This window comes from Fulvivirga sp., from assembly GCF_040218215.1.
Taxonomy (GTDB): Bacteria; Bacteroidota; Bacteroidia; order Cytophagales; family Cyclobacteriaceae; genus Fulvivirga.
On sequence record NZ_JAVJQL010000028.1, the window covers coordinates 658,342 to 676,727 of the forward strand.

Genomic DNA, 18,386 nt, shown 5'->3' on the forward strand with positions numbered 1-18,386 from the left:
CACTTTGTTCAGCGTTTTAATGTGAGATAGCCAGTTTTTGGGGACTTTCCAGATTTAAATTTCAGTTCGTAAAAATATATCCCCGAAGGAATAGGCTTGCCAGTATCACTGACACCTTTAAAAACATTGGAGGTGTTGTTATAATTATCAACTTTGAAAATAACATCCCCCCAACGATTATAAATTGTCAATTTATTTTCTGCCGCACCTTCTATTATGTCTATGTATTGTATAAATAAAAAGTCATTTAGTCCATCACTATTAGGGGAAATGGCATTATAAATGATTACATCGCCTGTTACTTCTATTGTAATGGCCTGCTGAATACAACTTGACAGAAGGTCACAAACTTCTAAAGTCAGTTGATCATTGCCAGAAAAGGCAACACCACCATAATTTAAGATAAGTTCTGTTCCCTCGATAACAGCAGAGGCACCACTTATTGGTTGGCTTGAAACAGCAAGACTGGTAAAGTCAATATTATTATCAGGATCAGAGATTATGGACATGAGGTCAAGTGTGATGATCCCTCCAATGGATGTTACTAATGGTGTTGGGTTTATAATTGGTGGCTGATTGACAACACACGCTTCAACGATAACTTGTATCGGGTCAGAGACCGGACTTTCGCAGCCATGTTCATCAAATATTACTAAAGTATAACTCCCCGAGGCAATGACATTGATTTGTTGCCCGCTATCATTATTTGACCATAAATAACCCTCTGCGTTAGGTCCGGACAGTGTGACAAAATCCCCATCACAAATTGTTAAGTTCCCAGAAACTGAAATAGTAGGTTTGGCCGGAACAGCATTAATAATTGCATCTACAGCTACTCGTGTGCTTTCACATGTTCCATTATCGATAGACACATAGAACGAGGTGGAAGCTGAAATTACAGGTGTCATAAAAATGCTATTCTCTTCACCGGCAATTGCCGTTCCTCCAATAGCCACATCATACCAACGGTACTGCCCGTCCATGCCGCCAATGGCAGATAAGGTTACAGCTCCAGTGCCACAGTTGACACCAAAAGTAACAGTAGGATTTGCTGGCACTGTTAATATTTCAGCCAAAACAGGCGCACGTACACTTTCACATGAGCCATCATTTATACTTACATAATAAGTGGTGGAAGTTGAAATTGCTGGTGTCATAAACAGACCGTTCTCTTCACCGGAAATTGCCGTTCCTCCAATAGCTACATCATACCAACGGTACTGCCCATCCGTGCCGCCATTGGCAGATAAAGTTACGACTCCTATGCCACAATTTGTGCCCGGTGTTACTATTGGGGCTGGGGGCAATGCATTGATAGCCAGGGATGCTGTGTTGGTAAATACATCAGTTACAAAATCCCCACTGATACGACAACGATAGGAAGCTCCACCAAAATTGCCAGTAGTATTGACCAGCAGGTTTGCTGTTGTAACTCCAGAATAGCCTCCGCCATCAATAATATCATTGTAAACTGAACCGTCAAAAACCTGCCATTGATAGGTAAGATTAGTGGTGCCTGTTGCGAGAGTATTCAATAATGCATTTTCCCCTTCACAAACTAAAGCATCTGAAGGTTGAGCAGAAATATTAATAGTGGCTGGTGGTGTAGCAGGAATACAGGAAACAAGCGCTTCCCACCCAAGATCCTCCACGTCACCGTCTGAGTTAAAAACAAAAGTCAATTCACCACCAGGGCTTGTGGCTGTTATATCAGCAGGAGAAATATTGCCAAAAAGTGTGGCTATCAAAGGAAAAGTGGCGTTCGGACCATCATAAACTGATAGGATATCGCAGCAACTCTCCGTTGAAAAGGACAGAAATGAAACCCGCACCTTATCAGTACTGCTTACTGGAAGAAATGTAACCGTATAATCTTCATCAGAGCCATAATCCAACAACCCTCCCGAATCTGTAAATTGAAGATCACAATCCTGTACGGTGATATCGTTCATTTGTACCAAGGCACTTGTTACAATAAAATCAGTTGCGCTTGTGGCCGTATTGCCGCTAACAGTAACAGTAATGAGCCCGGTTGTGGCTCCAAATGGAACAACAGCGGTAATACTAGAGTTAGTGCTGGCAGTCACCTCGGCATTAATACCATTGAACATGACGATGTTATCATCTGAAACAGCACTGAAATTTGTGCCTGAAATAATGACCGAAGTACCGATTGGGCCAGTGCCGGGGGTGAAACTGGTAATGGTGGGTACTGTAACGGGACTACAAACACCAACAATAGGTATGTCCCCAGTAATTGTCCAACCTTTTGCGGCAGTCAAATTAGTTCTTGCCGCTACAGCATCGGTGCCATATTGCCTTCCAATTGCCCCTAGTGTTCTGCCGTTTGGTGTGGATGGATTAGCACTCCAGCCAACTAACGTGGCTGAATAGTTATTACAATCGAGGCCACTATTGTTAAACATGTTGCTCATGCTAACGGCCGAATTTAAGACCCAGGCACCAATGTTTTGATTAAAGTTCCCCGCATCGGCAAACATGCCTCTCAAATCGGTAACAGCCGCAGTATTCCATCCACCGATGTTTTGGTTAAAGGTAGTAGCAAAATCAAACATGCGCTCCATAGTGGTAACAGCTGCGGTATTCCAGTTGCCTATGTTTTGGTTGAATGCGTAGGCATCGATAAACATACCAGTCATATTGGTAACAGCCGAAGTATTCCAGGCGCCTATGTTTTGGTTGAAGTCAAAGGCATCTTCAAACATCCGGCTCATGTTAGTAACAGCCGCAGTATTCCAGGTGCCTATGTTTTGATTGAAATCATAGGCATATCCAAACATGCTGCTCATATTGGTTACTGCTGAAGTATTCCATCCACCGATGTTTTGGTTAAATCGGTAGGCACTATAAAACATACTATTCATGTTGGTAACAGCCGAAGTATTCCAGGTGCTAATGTTTTGATTGAACATGAGAGCACCCATAAACATGCCAGCCATATTTGTAACAGCTGCCGTATTCCAGGCTCCTATATTTTGATTGAAGGCAACAGCATCAGCAAATAGATTAGACATGTTTGTAACAGTAGCCGTATTCCAACCATTGATATTGGATGGTGAATTCAAGACAGAGCACCCCTGAAACATCTGCGATATATTTGTAACACCTGATAAATCGGGAATATCGATAGCTGTTATTTGAAGATTTGCACAACTTCGAAATGCTGTCTGCATGCTCGTCCAGGCCGCACTCCCCCATTGTTCGACTTGAGTCAGTCGGTTACGATCAGTTCCATTGTTAATGATGATGCGTTGAAAGTTAGTTGGGTCAATTTGCAAACGAATGGTAGCACTGGCAGGTAAGCCGGTGATGGTAAGTGTTGATCCACTCCACGATCCACTGCCAGTTGCACTGCCAGGTGATATTTCCTGCCAGGTGTAATTTACCGTGCCACTTGTGGCGGTACCAAAAGAGAGTTGAGTAGCACCAGAGCCTGTTATGGCTAAGTTCCATTGCGTAATGAAATTTTGAGCCGTAGTGATTGTGAAATCATCTGTACTTGTTGCTGTATTTCCGTCAACATTAACAGAAATTTTTCCAGTAGTTGCTCCAACAGGAACTGTAGTAGTGATGGAGTTTGCTGTGCTTGCCGTAACAACGGCTGGGGTTCCATTAAATGTTACTACATTATTTGCTGGTGTTGTGCTAAAGTTTGTTCCGGTGATAATTACTGAAGTACCAATTGGACCAGCGGTTGGGGAAAAGGAGGTAATGGTGGGCATTATGGACAACTTTACGACAAATGCATCTACTTGGGTGCCATTTCCGATAAGATTGAACACACCACTTCCGGGATCAAAATCTGCTTCATTATAAAAATCACCAGTTATATAGATATTTCCTTGACTATCAACAGTAATTGCCGCCCCTAATTCAAAATCACTCAAACCACCCATACTTCCTGCCCAAAGAAAGTTGCCCAACGGATCATATTTGACTACAAATATATCGTAGGTGTTTGAAGTTGTAGAACTAAGGTTGAAAACACCCGGCCCGGGATCGAAATCTACAGTTCCCGCAAAATGACCTGTAAAATAACTATCCCCGTCTGCATCAATGGCAATCGCTCTACCGCTGTCCTCTTGATTATCACCTATTCCCGCCCCCCATAAAAAATCACCAGCTGCATCTAGCTTCAAAATAAATATATCCCCACCGCTAACCTCAGTTTCGGTAAAACTGCCTGGGCCGGGATCTAAATCTATTGAAGTAAAAAATTCTCCTGTTACAAATACATTGTCGTCAGCATCAGTAGCTACTCCCAAGAGTAAATCTGAAGTACTTGATATCAAATTTTTTGCCCAGACAAAATCCCCATTAGTGTCCAGCTTTAAAATAAAAAGATTTTTGGGGCCGGAGGAAGTGATATTATTAACTCCAGGGCCAGGATCAAAGTCAACAGTGCCATAAAAGTGTCCACCTATTATTACATTGTTTGATAAATCAACAGTCAGAGCAAAAGCAATATCACTACTTGTACCACCAATTGATTTGGCCCATATAAAATTTCCTGACTCATCTAATTTTAATATAAATACATCTCTAAAGCCCCCTCCTGAAACCGGGGTTAAAAGAAACGTACTAGCTCCCGGATCAAAGTCAACTGTTTCCCCAAATATTCCGGTAATATATACACTACCGACATCATCTGTAGCTAAAGAATAAGCCAAATCTGCATTTGAAGCTGGGTCGCCAATTGATACCGCCCAAATAAAATTTCCATCATTATCCAACTTTAATATAAAAAAGTCTGCAAGCCCAGAAGGAGCGGTTAGGTTGAAGGTTCCAGGACCAGGATCAAAATCAATGGTATTGCGGAACTCACCTGTGATAATGACATTCCCAAATGGATCAACCGCAATTGAAAGTCCTCTATCTAAACTAGTACTACCAAAACCATAAGCCCAAACCATATTCCCAGAGGCATCTAGCTTGAACAAGTAAGCATCTTCACTACCAGCTGAGATAAGATTATAAGTGCCTATACCAGGGTCAAAATCCGCGGTTCCACTGAATTTTCCCGTTGAAAATACGTTGCCTGCTGCATCAGTTGCAATAGAAAATCCCGCATCATTTCCAGTGCCACCAAATCCTCCAGCCCATTCAAACGATGGTGTTTGTGCGTAAAGATTTGACAAAAAGGCACCCAGGTGTAGCATTATATAGCCAACACAAAAGTGTTGAACAACCAATTTCATTGATTGTTTAGAAATTATTGATCGATTCTTCATGATAGCTAAATATGGAAAGCATGATGCCTAGGTTCACTTCATGGGTATTAAAATTAGAACCTACCGAATTAGAGGAGGGCATTTCAAAAGTGTAGCCCGCACGTAACTGATTTTTGAAGGTAGCTTGTAACAAGACTCCGTAAGTATTGAGGTTACGGGTAAATAAACCTGTGGTATATTGGCCGTCAATATTCACGTTAAAAGCTACATCTATGTTTGCTGGTGCATCAGCTACCCCGCGTAAAAGAGCGGTGGGTTTAAACCTCAATCGATCGGACAAATAAAACAGATAAGCAACATGTAAATAGTAATGGCGGTTATACAATTCAAATTCCTGTCCGGCATTTTTAAATGTGGTTGGCAACAGCCTGGGCACCGAAAAACCAATAAAATATTTGTCGCCAGTGAGCACAGCACCTGCGCCAATATTTATCCTTGTTCCGGTTTCACCCCCCATAAAGGCATTATCTCCCTGATCATAAACATTGAGATCAGCATATGAAGTGGTGTAGTGTTGGAAGCCGACTTGCATACCATAACTAAAGGCGGCATGTCGTAAGTTGAGTTTATAAGAAAAAGCAAGATTGGATTCTGTATTGGAAATGTTTCCAACTTGATCGTTGATGACAAGTAAGCCTGCCCCCACTTTATTCTCTAAAACAGAGGCATTGCCACTGACATAAAAGGTCTCAGGATGGCCCTCAAAACCTGCCCATTGGGTACGATAGCCAACCATAGCACTGAAATTATTATTGATACCGGCATAGGCCGGATTAATCAACAGAGGATTGAACAGGTATTGTCCATAAAGCGGATCTTGTTGAGCAAAAAGCGCAGTGGTTAAAAAAAGTAGGGCCAAAAGCAAAATACTTCTCATAACCCAAATGTCGGTAAATGATGTGTTCAGGAGTATCGCATGATAATGTGATACCAATCTGTATTCAAGGAGATGACTTCAAAGCAAGCTACTTGCTAGAGGTAAGCAATATCAAAAAATCAATTGTCACTATAAATTCTTGAATTCAACTTCCTAAGGGACATTAAAAAAAATCTGGATTGTTGAAGATGCCGCACTATTAATGGAAAATATAGACTGCGAGAATGACAATGGCTACTCCAATTAATAAAGTCATCTTACCAAACTTTTCCATTTTCATCAATTCCAATTTAGCATCACCCTTATATGCTTTTTTAGTTAATAAATTGATGATTATGATGAATATAATCAAAACAACAACCAACACTAGTTTTACTATTAATAAGGGAAGGGATGTAATCACATCCCAATACGGACTAATAAGATAGAGACCCGATAACACCAATAATATGATCCCTATATTCCCCATTTTACTCAAGACAAGGGAATGCATTCTGAATTTTAAGGCCTCTTCATCTGACATTTTAGAAACTATTATGCCTAAAAATGCGTGGGCAAAACTAGTGCCCAGTCCCATGGTCAAACCTAAAAAGTGGAATATCAGTGCTATTTCTCTCATGGTGGTATTTCTTTGATTTTAATTTGATTTTAGGGTATCGCATTATGCTTTGGTTGATTTTAAACCAGTTTTTCATGAATTGCCTTGCTCACTGCTTCCGTTTGCGAATGCACATGAAGTTTTTCATATATCTTTTTAATATGTGTTCGCACAGTATCTATACTGATTTCCATATCTGAGGCAATTAGTTTATAACTATTGCCTTTGCTTAGCGAGGCAAGAATTTGGGTTTCACGAGCTGTGAGATGATATGGATTTTGAACAACGGGTTTTTGTTGCATGGAGGATAACACCATGCGGGCAATGCTTGGGCTCATTGGAGCACCTCCTGTCAACACATCGCTAATAGCCTCAAACAATTTTGTGGAAATATGCTTTTTAAGTAAATAACCTGATGCACCTGCGCCCAGCGCCTCAAAAACATGTTGGTTGTCGTCAAAGACTGTAAGCATTATTATTGGCACCAGGGAATTTACCATTCGTATCTGCCTTACAGCCATGATTCCTGTAATTCCAGGCATATCAATATCCATTAAGACAGCATCAGGATTATATTTTTTAATCACTGCTGTTGCTTGACTGGCGTCAGAAAGTGATGCTACCAAGTGATAGTTTGTATCCAAAGAAAAGAGCGTAGTAAGGCTTTCTCTTAAAAGCTCATTATCCTCAAATACAACTACTTTAACAGACATAAATATTCATTTTCACCCAAAGTTGAAAGACTATACCTTTAATTCCTATACCTTATTTATGTGAGGGTCACCTCTAAGCTTATGGATGTCCCTTGATCTATAGCACTGGAAATTTTCAATGCTCCATTTATTTTATTTGCCCTCTCACGTATGTTTACCAATCCATTGCCGTCATTGGCCACTGCCATATCAAACCCTCTCCCGTCATCCACTATTTCCATGTGAAGCCTATCATTAAGTACTGATATGTTTATCTGCACGTGACCTGCATTGCTATACTTGGCGGCATTATTAATGGCCTCCTTAGCTATCAGGAAAATGTGTTTTCTCTTAAAAGGATCAATGGCTACTTCTTCAACATCGCTTAGTTGAAATACATACCCAATGTCCTTTGGCTCCAATACCTCACTTGCAAATTGGCGAAGTTTAATGATAAGTTGATCAATGGAATCATTCAATGGGTTAATTGACCAAACTATATCATCCATCCTCTCCATCATTTTGGATGAGTGATTATTGATTGTAGTTAAATGTTTAGTCTGATCTGTAGCATTTTGGTTCAGCGAAAGCTCACTCAAAATATTAATACTCGTTAACGTTGAGCCAATATCGTCATGCAAGTCACGGGAAATTTCATTTCTGACACGCTCCATCTCTACCAATCGCAGCCCCCTGTTGATCACCCTGCTTCTGTTGATAAGTACTATCGCCAAAATAATGACCAGGGAAATGACCAAACCCGCACCTATTTGGAAAACCCGCTGTCTGCTTAGTGCAGCCGCCTGCAATGCCTGATCTGCCCTCAATAATTCTATTTCAGCCAATTTCTTGTCATTTTGGTATTTCATTTCCAATTCCTCAGATGCTGCCCGGTTTTCTGCATCCATCAAACTGTCTTTCAAAAAGCTATACCTGCGAAAGTTCATCAGCGAAGATTCATAGTCTTTAGTGTCACTATAAATAGATGACATCATATTGTAAGCATCCAAAACAGAATATACATCATTGATATTGAGTGCAACTACCCTTGAGGAATCGAAATAATCGATGGCTGTTTTATACTGCAGCATTTCATAATAGGCATAGCCCAAACATGAATAAGCGAAACTAATTATGGCTCCATTATCTATAGATTTACCTAGATTCAATGACTTCAAATATTGTCTTTTAGCTTTTGGCAAATCCTCCTGATCATAATAAATATTTCCAATGCTGATTAGCGTTCCTGCCTCGCTTTGCTTATCGCCCATTTTCTGGTATGATTCCAACGCAATCATATAAGATTTCAATGATTCATCAAGCTTCCCTTGCTTCCTATATATTCTTCCCAACAGTTGTGATGCATAGGCACTTCCACTTTCATAGTTAGATTCATGAGCTAACTTTTGGGCTTCCAGCGCATAGGTAATGGCCTTTTCCAGATTGCCCAATTCGCTTTGTATGTTACCAATATTGGCAAGTACGGCACTTTGCCCCACAGGATTATGTACAAGACTGTCTTGCAGTTTGGCTGCCATAATAAAGTACTCAAGGGCGCTCAATTTGTTATTTCTGTCAAGGGCTACATTACCCAAGTCTACATAAATTCCGGCCTGACTTGAATGATTGTTGATGGCCTGTGCTACAACCAATGCTTGCTCAAAATAATATTGAGAAGAATCGAGCTCCCGCCTGCGCAGAAAATATAGTCCTAGACCTTGTAAAGCATCTGCCTTTTGTAAAAAGTTGTTGCTTTGTTGGGCCAAGTCAAGGGCTGCTGTAAGGTGGAACAAAGACGAATCGTAATTACCATTGGTGAGAAAGACCCGTGCCAATGAATTATAGATTTCTATGGTGGCGTTTTGGTCTTGCAGTTCAAGAGAAAGTTGCAGGGCCTGGTTAAAAAACTTGTAGGCATTTCTAAATTCATTTTTAGAGGCATTTTCCCCAAGCCAAATCAACGCCTTCAGTTCTGTAGAGTCATGCGTATGCCTTTCAGCTATAGTCATTACACTATCCTCCGAATTTTGCGCATATGAATTCGTGAAAAAGAAAATGAAAACAAAGGCATTGATGGCATTTCTCACCAGTAGAAATTTTCAATGAATTTACTGAAATCTTTTACTGAAACATTGTTTTCTACAAAGCAAATTTTGTTGCTCACATCTTACAATAAAGAAATACTGAACCTTTATAAAAAGTTTTGTCTCAAGTGTTTATAATCAAGAGAAATGTACATGCTGTTCAATTTTTCTCCGTCTTCCAATTGACAAATATTGACATAGTTTAAACAATTTGTTCTACCGTTTCATTTTAAAGCCTAAATTGGAGTGAAATAAAAACCTATTAATTACAATGAAAAACCTAACATTTGCTCTGGCAATTATTATAGCCACATCAGTTTCAGTGTCTGCGCAATCTTTTCGCGGTGTGGATAAAAGCCCACTGGATGTTGCCTATTTCCCTGACAATTTTGCCCATGATAGAAAAGGCGATCAGAAAGCCATTATGAAAGTGACCTACAGCCGCCCTGCAAAAAAGGATCGGGAAGTGTTCGGCAAGCTTGTTGACTATGACAAGGTATGGAGAACTGGTGCTAATGAAGCTACAGAGATAAAACTATATCAGGATGTCACTTTCGGAGGCACAAAAATACCTGCTGGTACTTACTCTATCTTCACCATACCAACAGCAACTGACTGGACTATCATTTTCAGCTCAGATTTAGACTATTGGGGTTCCTACTCTTACAAAGAAAGTAATGATGTGGCCAGAGTAACGGCAAAATCAAAAGAGGCCAAAGATGTTATTGAAAACTTTAGCATTCAGTTTGACGAATCTAGTAGCAACGCAGGCGTTATGAGACTTGGCTGGGATAAGGTAATAGTAGAACTGCCCTTTACTTATTAATCTCAATTGCAAACATTCTAATAAATCTCTTAGCTCAAGCAGTTAAGAGGTTTATTTTTTTAGGGACAACTGATATTGAAGCAGGCATATAGCCTATAAACTCGCCATCGGCTTCAATACCACAACTTTCTGTTGACGTTAAATCAAGCTTGCTGGCCGTTTTATATTCCACTTTTGAATGTGTGAGTTCCTCACCGCGCTTAATTTTTTTGATGTTTTTCAGATAGTCTTTGATGGTGATATCTCCAGATATAACCACAGAAAATTGGCCATCACTTAGGTCAGCTTTCGGGGCAATACACATGCCACTACCAAAATATTTGCCATTGGCCATCACCAGCGAATTGGTTTTGCCTTCGTAGTCCCAATGATCAGTATGGCACTTTACATCCTGATTTTTGTAGGTTAAAAATGTTCGGGCAATGGCGGTAAAAAAGGTAACGTTTGATCCGAAAAGCTTAGTTGACTTATTCACCCGTTTGACCACTTCGGCACCAATACCTATATCTGCAATATTCAGGAAATAGTGTTTTCTATTCTCCAGATCAATAACGCCAATATCTATTTTAGAACATTTTTCCTGGCTTACAGCTTCAAACATATCTGTCATGTTTGTGGGCACTTTAAGGCTCTTTACAAAATCGTTGGCCGTGCCATAGGGCAAAATACCCAATACTACCTCGGGGTTGTCATGCCGCATGATACCGTTGATTACTTCGTTTAACGTGCCGTCACCGCCCACGCCAACAATGTGTGTGTAACCTTCTTTCACAAACTCAAAAGCCAATGAGGTGGCGTGACCCTGAGCTGTGGTTTCAATGACATTGAACTCTACATTTTTTAATGCCTTTCTAGCCTCGGAGAGTTCCTTATAGAATTTTTTCTTCCGATGGTTGTTACCATTCAGAATGAACCCTACTTTGAACATAATGTTGTTATTTTCTGACCTTGTTGTTTTTAAACTGTCTGAGTTAAGACAAATAAATTTAACGAGTTCTGTGTTATTGTGTTTAAATAATTGAAATTAAAAACATGAAGGCAATTTGGAACGGCACCGTTATAGCCGAAAGTAACGATACAGTAGTTATCGAAGGAAATCATTATTTTCCCGCAGATACTATAAAAAAAGAATATTTTAAACCCTCAGATACGCATACTGTTTGCCCATGGAAAGGCACAGCTTCTTACTATACTGTAGATGTAGAAGGAGAGACCAATAAAGATGCCGCATGGTATTATCCTGAAACTAGTGATCTGGCAAAAGCCATTAAAGGTTATGTAGCATTTTGGAAGGGTGTGGAAGTGACTAAATAGGCTTTTCCTTAGTATTACGTCTAACTCTACCCAGGTATTTAAAGGCATCTACAAGCATGTAGGTGCCTATTCCTCCTGTTACACCACCAGCCACCAATAAACCCTGACCTAATTCATCATTTTCACGACCGAGCATCAACCCGCCTACTATGGTAACAGTGTAGCCAAGCGTGGCTACAAATATGCCCTTTTGAAATTTTGATTTAGACTTTTCTAAGTTTAAAGTAATATTTTCAACATCTGCTCTAATAGAAAGAATCTCTTGCTTCAATTCATTGATATCACCCTTTTCCTGAGCTTGTACAAAAAAGGACTGCAAGATTAAAAAAAGGGGAAACCCAAAAAACATTAATTTCATAAATACCTATCCATATTTTGGTCGAGAATTGTTATCAACCGTTTAGCCAGTCTTTAAATTCTTTGACCCTACTTCTACTTACCACCAAATTATCACCCAATGGTATATTTAACAATATTTCCATCCGATTAAAATCAGTCCTGGCTTCTTTAATTGCATTTATATTGACAATCGCCTGTCTGCTAACTCTAAAAAACAATTTCGGATCGAGTAAGTCATTTTCAAGTACCTCCAGAGTATGATCTATTAAGTATTTTTTGCCGTCAGAAGTAAATAAATGGCAAATCTTATCTTCCGCATAAAAGAGGGACACATCGGTGGTATTTCTGTATTGGATTCTTGTTCCCATTTTAACAAGAAACCGCTGCTTATAAGTACTTTTTCCATTGATTAAGTCAAGAATAACCTGTTGGTTTATTGGAGACGCATCATTTATCGAACTTTTAAGCCCTTTAAATTTATTGATAGCTGCCTGCAATTCATCATATAGAATTGGCTTCAGTAAGTAATCTATACTATTTAACTTAAAGGCCTGAATAGCGAACTGGTCATATGCCGTTGTAAAAATGACGGGCTTATTGAAATCGATTTTAGTAAAAATTTCAAAACTCTTGCCGTCTGCCAGCTGTATATCTAAAAAAACAAGGTCTATATTATCCTTATGACTTGACAAAAATGCTGCTGCTTCCTTAACCGTATCAATGCTTGTCAGTACCTGAATTGTCGGGTCAATATCCCTGAGCAATTGCTCTAACCTTTCTACTGCCAGTTGCTCATCTTCAACAATAACAACATTCATAATTCATGTATAATTGGAATTTTTACTTTAAACACCCCATTGGAATTTGTTATGATGGCGTCTTTACCGCATAGATAATCGTATCGTTTCCTAATATTGGCCAACCCAATATTGGTTGAATCTTCTTTGAACTCCTTTCTTAAAATGCTGTTCTCAACGATGATATGAGTATCATCACAGAAAATCTTTATATTCAGTGGGTTCGATTTGGACACCACATTATGTTTGATGGCGTTTTCGATCAACAGCTGCAATGTTGCTGGAGCTATTTGGGTATTATTTAAATTATCAGCAATGTCAATTGCTATAAACAGGTTCTCCTGGAATCTAATTTTTAAGAGATAGACATAAGATTTTAGAAAGTCCAGCTCTTCCTTCAGTGGTACAATTTTATTTTGCTCATGGTTTAAAACATACCTGTAAACAATGCTTAGCTGATCAATAAATTTCGAGGCTGAGTCAGGATTCTTATGCACCAATGTGGATAGCACATTAAAACTATTGAATAAGAAGTGTGGGTTTATCTGACTTCTTAAAACATTAAATTGCGCCTCGGCAGTCTCCTTTTGAAACTTTTCAGCCAAGAGCTGAGATTGATTGTATCTATTGACAAAAAAGAAAATGGCATTTATGGAATGTAGAAACAGATTTACTCTAAAAGTAAAACCTAAGGATAGTTTAAAGGTGAGGTATAAATGCGTTGGGTCATTAAAATATTTACTTAAGCCAAAGGAGGTGATTGCAGAATAGCCTACAACCATAATAAAACTTAATGCAAAATATATAAAAAGTGGGTGTGCCTTCTCTGACCATTTTGGAAATCTTACAACATGTTGAATCACACGGTTTCCCTCCCAAATTAGCCCAACTAAAATTAACAGGACACTAAAAAACAGAAAAGGATTTATAGTGAAACCGAAAAGTCGATCGCCCTCGGTAAAAAGTATATTTATGTAGGAATAGACTCCGAGTAGAAGTATAAATAAATATCTGAGCCTATGTTTAAACATAATTAAAGTTTAAAATGGTCGGGGGTAAAAAAGAGCCCCCCGACCATTAAAGATAAATATTATAGTGTTGGTAATAACACCCCGTCAATAACGTGTACTACACCATTTTCAATAGCAACATCTGCAGCTGTTACATTAAACACATTACCATTAACATCTGTTACAGTAACTCCATTTTCAGTAACATTAACAGTTAGCATTTCTCCGTCCAACGTTTCAAACATGTCACCATCACTTAAGTCGTGTGAAAAAGCAACTGCTGGTACAACATGATAAGTTAGGACATCAGTTACAGCCTCAGCGCCCAGTTTAGCGACAAGACCATCAAGGTCAGCTACATCTTGAGCTTCTAATAGGTCGGTAAAAGCCTGGTTTGTAGGCGCAAAAACAGTTATTGCCTCAGCTCCTGTTAAAGTTCCACCTAAGTCTAATGCTGTAACAGCATCTAGTAAGGTAGTTAACCCTGCATCTGTAGCAGCATCAACTATATTAGGCAAAGTAATCTCTGGCAATAATACCCCATCAATCACATGAACAACACCATTAGCAATGGCAACATCAGCTGTAACCACATTATAAGTTGTGCCATTTGCATCTGTAACAGTCACACCATCACCTGATTTATTAACGGTTAGCATCTGCCCTGCCAGTGTTTCAAACATTTGTTCACCATCGGCCAGGTCATGCGAGAATGCTGTAGCCGGCACAACATGGAATCCTAAAACAGCTACAAGATTGTCTAATCCACCAAGCTCTGCAACTAGCTCATTTAAATTACTAACACCGTAAGCTTCAAGCGCATCTCCAAAGGCATCATTTGTAGGTGCAAATACCGTTATTGCCTCAGCATCTAACAAGGTAGAGCCTAGATCAGCAGCTGTTACTGCATCCAATAAAGTTGTTAAGCCAGCTGAAGTTGCTGCATCAACAATATTAGGAAGTGTAAGCTCAGGCAATAAAACACCGTCAATAACATGAACCACCCCATTCTCTATAGCTACATCTGCAGTAACTACATTGTAAGTATTTCCATTAGCATCAGTTAAAGTTACACCAGCACTAGTTTTAGTTACTGTTAGCATTTGACCAGCCAGGGTTTCAAACATTTGTTCACCATCCGCAAGGTCAGCAGCGAAAGCAACAGCAGGAACCACATGAAAACCTAATACAGCTCCTAAGTTATCTAGTCCGCCTAGTTCTGCTACTAGTTGATTAAGGTCACTAACGCCATAGGCTTCAAGAGCATCCCCAAAGGCATCATTTGTAGGTGCAAACACTGTTATAGCCTCAGCATCTAGCAGCGTAGAACCTAAATCAGCAGCGGTTACCGCATCTAATAGCGTTGTTAAACCAGCCGCAGTAGCAGCTTCTACAATAGTAGGATTTGGTTCTGGTTCTGGCTCTTCTTCTGCACTTTCAGGAATTAACACTCCGTTAATTGTGTGAATTATACCATTACTTGCCTCAACATCAAATGGCTCAGCAATGCTAATACCGTTAACTGTTAAGTTGCCAGCATCTATAGCTATAGTCTCTGTATTAAGAGTAGCCACTGATCCTGTAGTTAGATCCGTAGATCTCACAGCGCCACTAACTACATGATACAATAAAATAGATTCCAAATTTTCAACTTCACTAACATTATCTGGTGTTATACCAGCATTTGCAAAAGCTGCATCTGTTGGTGCAAATACTGTAAAAGGACCTGCTCCTTTCAGTGCTGTTACAAGGTCTGCCTCCGTCAAGGCAGCAGCAAGTGTATTGTAGCCATTAGCAATGGCCAATTCCACAAGGTCCTGCTGAGTCACTTCTGGATCATCATCATCGCTGCATCCTACTAGTATAAGCCCAACTATAAGCATGCTAAAGAGGTAGGTAATAAACCTGTTACTCGTTTTTCTATTGTTTTTCATGATTTATAAGATTTTAAAGTTTGACATGAAAACAGTAAATGCCCGAACTGGATATGAATAAAAACCTGACCGTAAAAGAATTAGGAGTGAATGGTAAATTTAATTTCGTGAATGGTATTTCAAATATTATAATGTATATCCCTTATTTTTATTGGCTTAAGCAAAACGCCCCAACATGAAAACCAACACAAAGGACATCAATAAAACTGAAGATGAAATCCCTGAATGGCTCAAGGTAATACAGATAAATTCATGGGAAGCTGAGTTACTAATTTCTGCACTGCTTCTGTATATGCTCTTTCAGGTGCCTGAATTAATAGAAAACTACAGGAATCAGCACTATGAGTCTGGAGGGTTAATCTATGTGGTTTTTGGTGTTTTTATTAATGCCCTTAGGGTTCTTAGAATTGGATACTGTATTCATATTATAGCCAGAGGTATCTGGGTAGCCAGCGTAGGCCTCAGTTATATATACCCTAAAAGCCTCAATATGGAGGCCCTAAAATTCAAAGGAAAATTTAGGAAGGAACTTGAAAATGATGTGGCCCTCGACAAAACCATTAAGGGCCTTGAAAAGGTAGCCAGTATGAGCTATTCTATCTCTTTTATGGTTTCGGGCATGATTCTCAGTGCAGGTTTAATACTACTCTACTTTTTAATTTATATAGAGTGGATAATGGTTCCGGCCACCAAAAGTGGTGGTGGATGGCTCATGACATTGGCCATTATTGGTTTATTTGCCTTCAGTATTCTTGTATTGATAATGTTTGTTGATTTTATTACCAATGGATTTTTCAGAAGAGAGCCTTGGGCATCCAAGCCCTTTTACTACCTGGCATTGGTATTTCGCTTTCTCACCTTATCATTCATCTACAACAGGTTAAGCCTTACCATTATATCAAACTTGCCAAAGTGGCAAGCACATATGGTGCCTATATTGGCCGTTATACTGATTGGTAGTTATATGTTCATTAACGGCAAAATGAAGGACATTGCCGAAGAAAAATACCTGGAATCGGCCTTCGAATCTGTAAGCAGAATGAATTATGAGACACTCCGCAAAAAAGATGACCCCATTTTCGCTACTATCCAAAGTGATGTGATCGAGGAAAATTTTCTTAAGCTTTTTGTTGATACTCACGGACAAATCAGTGTGCTTTATTCAAAGGACTCAGTCTTTGGCGGAGGATGGAACAAATTAACAGAAACCCAAAAGTCAAAATATGCAGACCGGTTTATGAAGGTAGCCATTGACAATAAACGCATAGAAAACCTTGCCTGGCTGGACTATAAACACCCAATAAGTTATGCCGTTGGTTTTATCAACTACATAGATGTTAGCAAGCTAAAAAGTGGAATGCATACGTTAACCGTTGATTTAGATACGGCTAATTTCAATACCCTACAAAAGAAAACAATCCTTGATCGTGATCCCCCAATCGTCAGGTACGCTAAAATCAACTTCTATAAAGCAGAATAACTATTTACAATGCTCTTTAATAGAATCCTTAGCATCCTCAGAGCCTAGCTCAAGGGCGGTGTTGAGGTCAAGGCAGCCGTCATAGTTATCGCCCATACTGATCTTGCAAAGGCCTCTTTGGTGGAAAGTCTCAGGGTCTTGAGGGTAGAGTTCTATTGAAAAAGAATAATCCTTAACTGCCCCCTTATAATCTTCCTTGGCAGTTTTAGCCAAGGCCCTATTGTCATAATAAACTGGGTTATAAGGATCCAACTCAATAGCCAGATTGTAGTCTTCAATAGCTGAATCAAAATCTTCAAGGTTGTAGTAGATAACTCCTCGCAGGTTGTAAGTGTCAGGGTCTTCATCATACAATTCTATCGACTTTGTATAATCCTCCAGCGCTCCCTGAAAATCTTCATTGGTGCTTTTTGCCAAAGCCCTGTTTTCGTAAATAATAGGATCTTCAGCATCAATGGAAATCGCCTTGTCATAATCCTTTATCGCTTCATCCACCTGACCGATGTTATATTTTGCTACACCTCTATAGTTAAAAACCTCTGAGCTACTAGGGTCAAGTTCTATAGACTTGTTGTAATCATCAATAGCACTGATATATTCTTCAAGCTCTGCTTTAACCACAGCACGATTGAAATATTTATCTGCATCATTTGGGTCTAATTCTATGGATTTTGAGAAATCGAAATAGGCACCTTCTAAATCCTCAATATTATATTTTGCAAAACCTCTGTTATTATAAGCACTGGCAAATTTTGCATCAAACTTTATGGCCTTGTCATAATCTTCTATAGCTCCAAAGTCATCCCCAAGATTAAACTTGGCCTCGCCTCTATTATTTAAAGCCTCAGCGTAAGTTGAATCCATTTCCAAAGCAAAGTTGTAGTCACCAATAGCACCGTAAAAATCCCCCAGCTGGTTTTTGGCATAGCCCCTTTTGTTATAAGCCTCTTTGCTTTTTGCATCGCCAGCTATGGCCTTATTGAGCACCTCTATGGCCTCCTTAAATTTATTCTTTTCAATATGATCATCTGCAGTTTTAATCAGGTCAGCAGCCGACTGTCCAAACGCAGTTGTTGATATTAGTAAAAAAACAAAGGCGAAGATTCTCATAGGTTTTATAGATTTAGGGTCAAAAGTATTTGACGTTTGCCAAATATACAGATGATGTTCCGTAATATTAAAC

14 protein-coding genes are annotated in these 18,386 nt (G+C 39.4%); 3 read left to right on the plus strand and 11 right to left on the minus strand.

Annotated features, from left to right (window positions below; translation table 11 throughout):
• Positions 1–8 precede the first annotated feature (8 nt).
• From RIB54_RS21185 to RIB54_RS21205, 5 genes are all read right to left on the minus strand, one after another.
• On the minus strand, positions 9–5,219 hold the full coding sequence (locus RIB54_RS21185) for a BspA family leucine-rich repeat surface protein (protein ID WP_350102885.1): 5,211 nt from the start codon (positions 5,217–5,219) through the stop codon (positions 9–11).
• Positions 5,220–5,226: 7 nt separating this feature from the next.
• The gene (locus RIB54_RS21190; protein WP_350102886.1) at positions 5,227–6,129 is read right to left on the minus strand and encodes a PorP/SprF family type IX secretion system membrane protein; all 903 of its coding nucleotides are present in this window, start codon (positions 6,127–6,129) and stop codon (positions 5,227–5,229) included.
• Between the two features lie 199 nt (positions 6,130–6,328).
• A complete protein-coding gene (locus RIB54_RS21195) occupies positions 6,329–6,748 on the minus strand; it encodes a hypothetical protein (RefSeq protein ID WP_350102888.1) in 420 nt (139 codons plus the stop codon).
• Positions 6,749–6,807: 59 nt separating this feature from the next.
• Positions 6,808–7,440: a response regulator gene (locus RIB54_RS21200; protein ID WP_350102889.1), complete on the minus strand. Its 633-nt coding sequence runs from the start codon at positions 7,438–7,440 to the stop codon at positions 6,808–6,810.
• Positions 7,441–7,496: 56 nt separating this feature from the next.
• On the minus strand, positions 7,497–9,506 hold the full coding sequence (locus RIB54_RS21205; RefSeq protein ID WP_350102891.1) for a tetratricopeptide repeat-containing sensor histidine kinase: 2,010 nt from the start codon (positions 9,504–9,506) through the stop codon (positions 7,497–7,499).
• A gap of 268 nt (positions 9,507–9,774) precedes the next feature.
• Between RIB54_RS21205 and RIB54_RS21210 the strand changes: the two genes are divergently transcribed.
• Positions 9,775–10,329, plus strand: coding sequence for a DUF2911 domain-containing protein (locus RIB54_RS21210; RefSeq protein ID WP_350102892.1), 555 nt, complete (start codon positions 9,775–9,777; stop codon positions 10,327–10,329).
• Positions 10,330–10,363: 34 nt separating this feature from the next.
• On the opposite strand, the gene RIB54_RS21215 is transcribed toward RIB54_RS21210, so the two are convergent.
• Positions 10,364–11,257, minus strand: coding sequence for a diacylglycerol/lipid kinase family protein (locus RIB54_RS21215; RefSeq protein WP_350102894.1), 894 nt, complete (start codon positions 11,255–11,257; stop codon positions 10,364–10,366).
• 104 nt (positions 11,258–11,361) lie between these two features.
• Here RIB54_RS21215 and RIB54_RS21220 point away from each other — a divergent pair, with 104 nt between their 5' ends.
• Positions 11,362–11,643, plus strand: coding sequence for a DUF427 domain-containing protein (locus RIB54_RS21220; RefSeq protein ID WP_350102895.1), 282 nt, complete (start codon positions 11,362–11,364; stop codon positions 11,641–11,643).
• Here RIB54_RS21220 and RIB54_RS21225 read toward each other — a convergent pair.
• The 4 genes from RIB54_RS21225 to RIB54_RS21240 form a co-directional block, all read right to left on the minus strand.
• On the minus strand, positions 11,636–11,962 hold the full coding sequence (locus RIB54_RS21225; protein WP_350066291.1) for a hypothetical protein: 327 nt from the start codon (positions 11,960–11,962) through the stop codon (positions 11,636–11,638). The two genes, RIB54_RS21220 and RIB54_RS21225, sit on opposite strands and share 8 nt — an antisense overlap.
• Positions 11,963–12,035: 73 nt before the next feature.
• Entirely contained in the window at positions 12,036–12,800 is a 765-nt protein-coding gene (locus tag RIB54_RS21230; RefSeq protein WP_350102896.1) for a LytR/AlgR family response regulator transcription factor, read from the minus strand.
• Positions 12,797–13,561 (minus strand): sensor histidine kinase, encoded by a 765-nt coding sequence (locus RIB54_RS21235; RefSeq protein ID WP_350102898.1) that lies wholly within the window; start codon positions 13,559–13,561, stop codon positions 12,797–12,799. The genes RIB54_RS21230 and RIB54_RS21235 overlap by 4 nt, the downstream gene beginning before the upstream one ends.
• 308 nt (positions 13,562–13,869) lie before the next feature.
• Positions 13,870–15,723, minus strand: a complete 1,854-nt coding sequence (locus RIB54_RS21240) for a fasciclin domain-containing protein (RefSeq protein WP_350102899.1) — start codon at positions 15,721–15,723, stop codon at positions 13,870–13,872.
• A 175-nt stretch (positions 15,724–15,898) separates the two neighbouring features.
• Between RIB54_RS21240 and RIB54_RS21245 the strand changes: the two genes are divergently transcribed.
• Positions 15,899–17,203 (plus strand): hypothetical protein, encoded by a 1,305-nt coding sequence (locus tag RIB54_RS21245; RefSeq protein ID WP_350102900.1) that lies wholly within the window; start codon positions 15,899–15,901, stop codon positions 17,201–17,203.
• Here RIB54_RS21245 and RIB54_RS21250 read toward each other — a convergent pair whose 3' ends face one another.
• Positions 17,204–18,313, minus strand: a complete 1,110-nt coding sequence (locus RIB54_RS21250) for a tetratricopeptide repeat protein (protein ID WP_350102901.1) — start codon at positions 18,311–18,313, stop codon at positions 17,204–17,206.
• Positions 18,314–18,386: the final 73 nt, after the last annotated feature.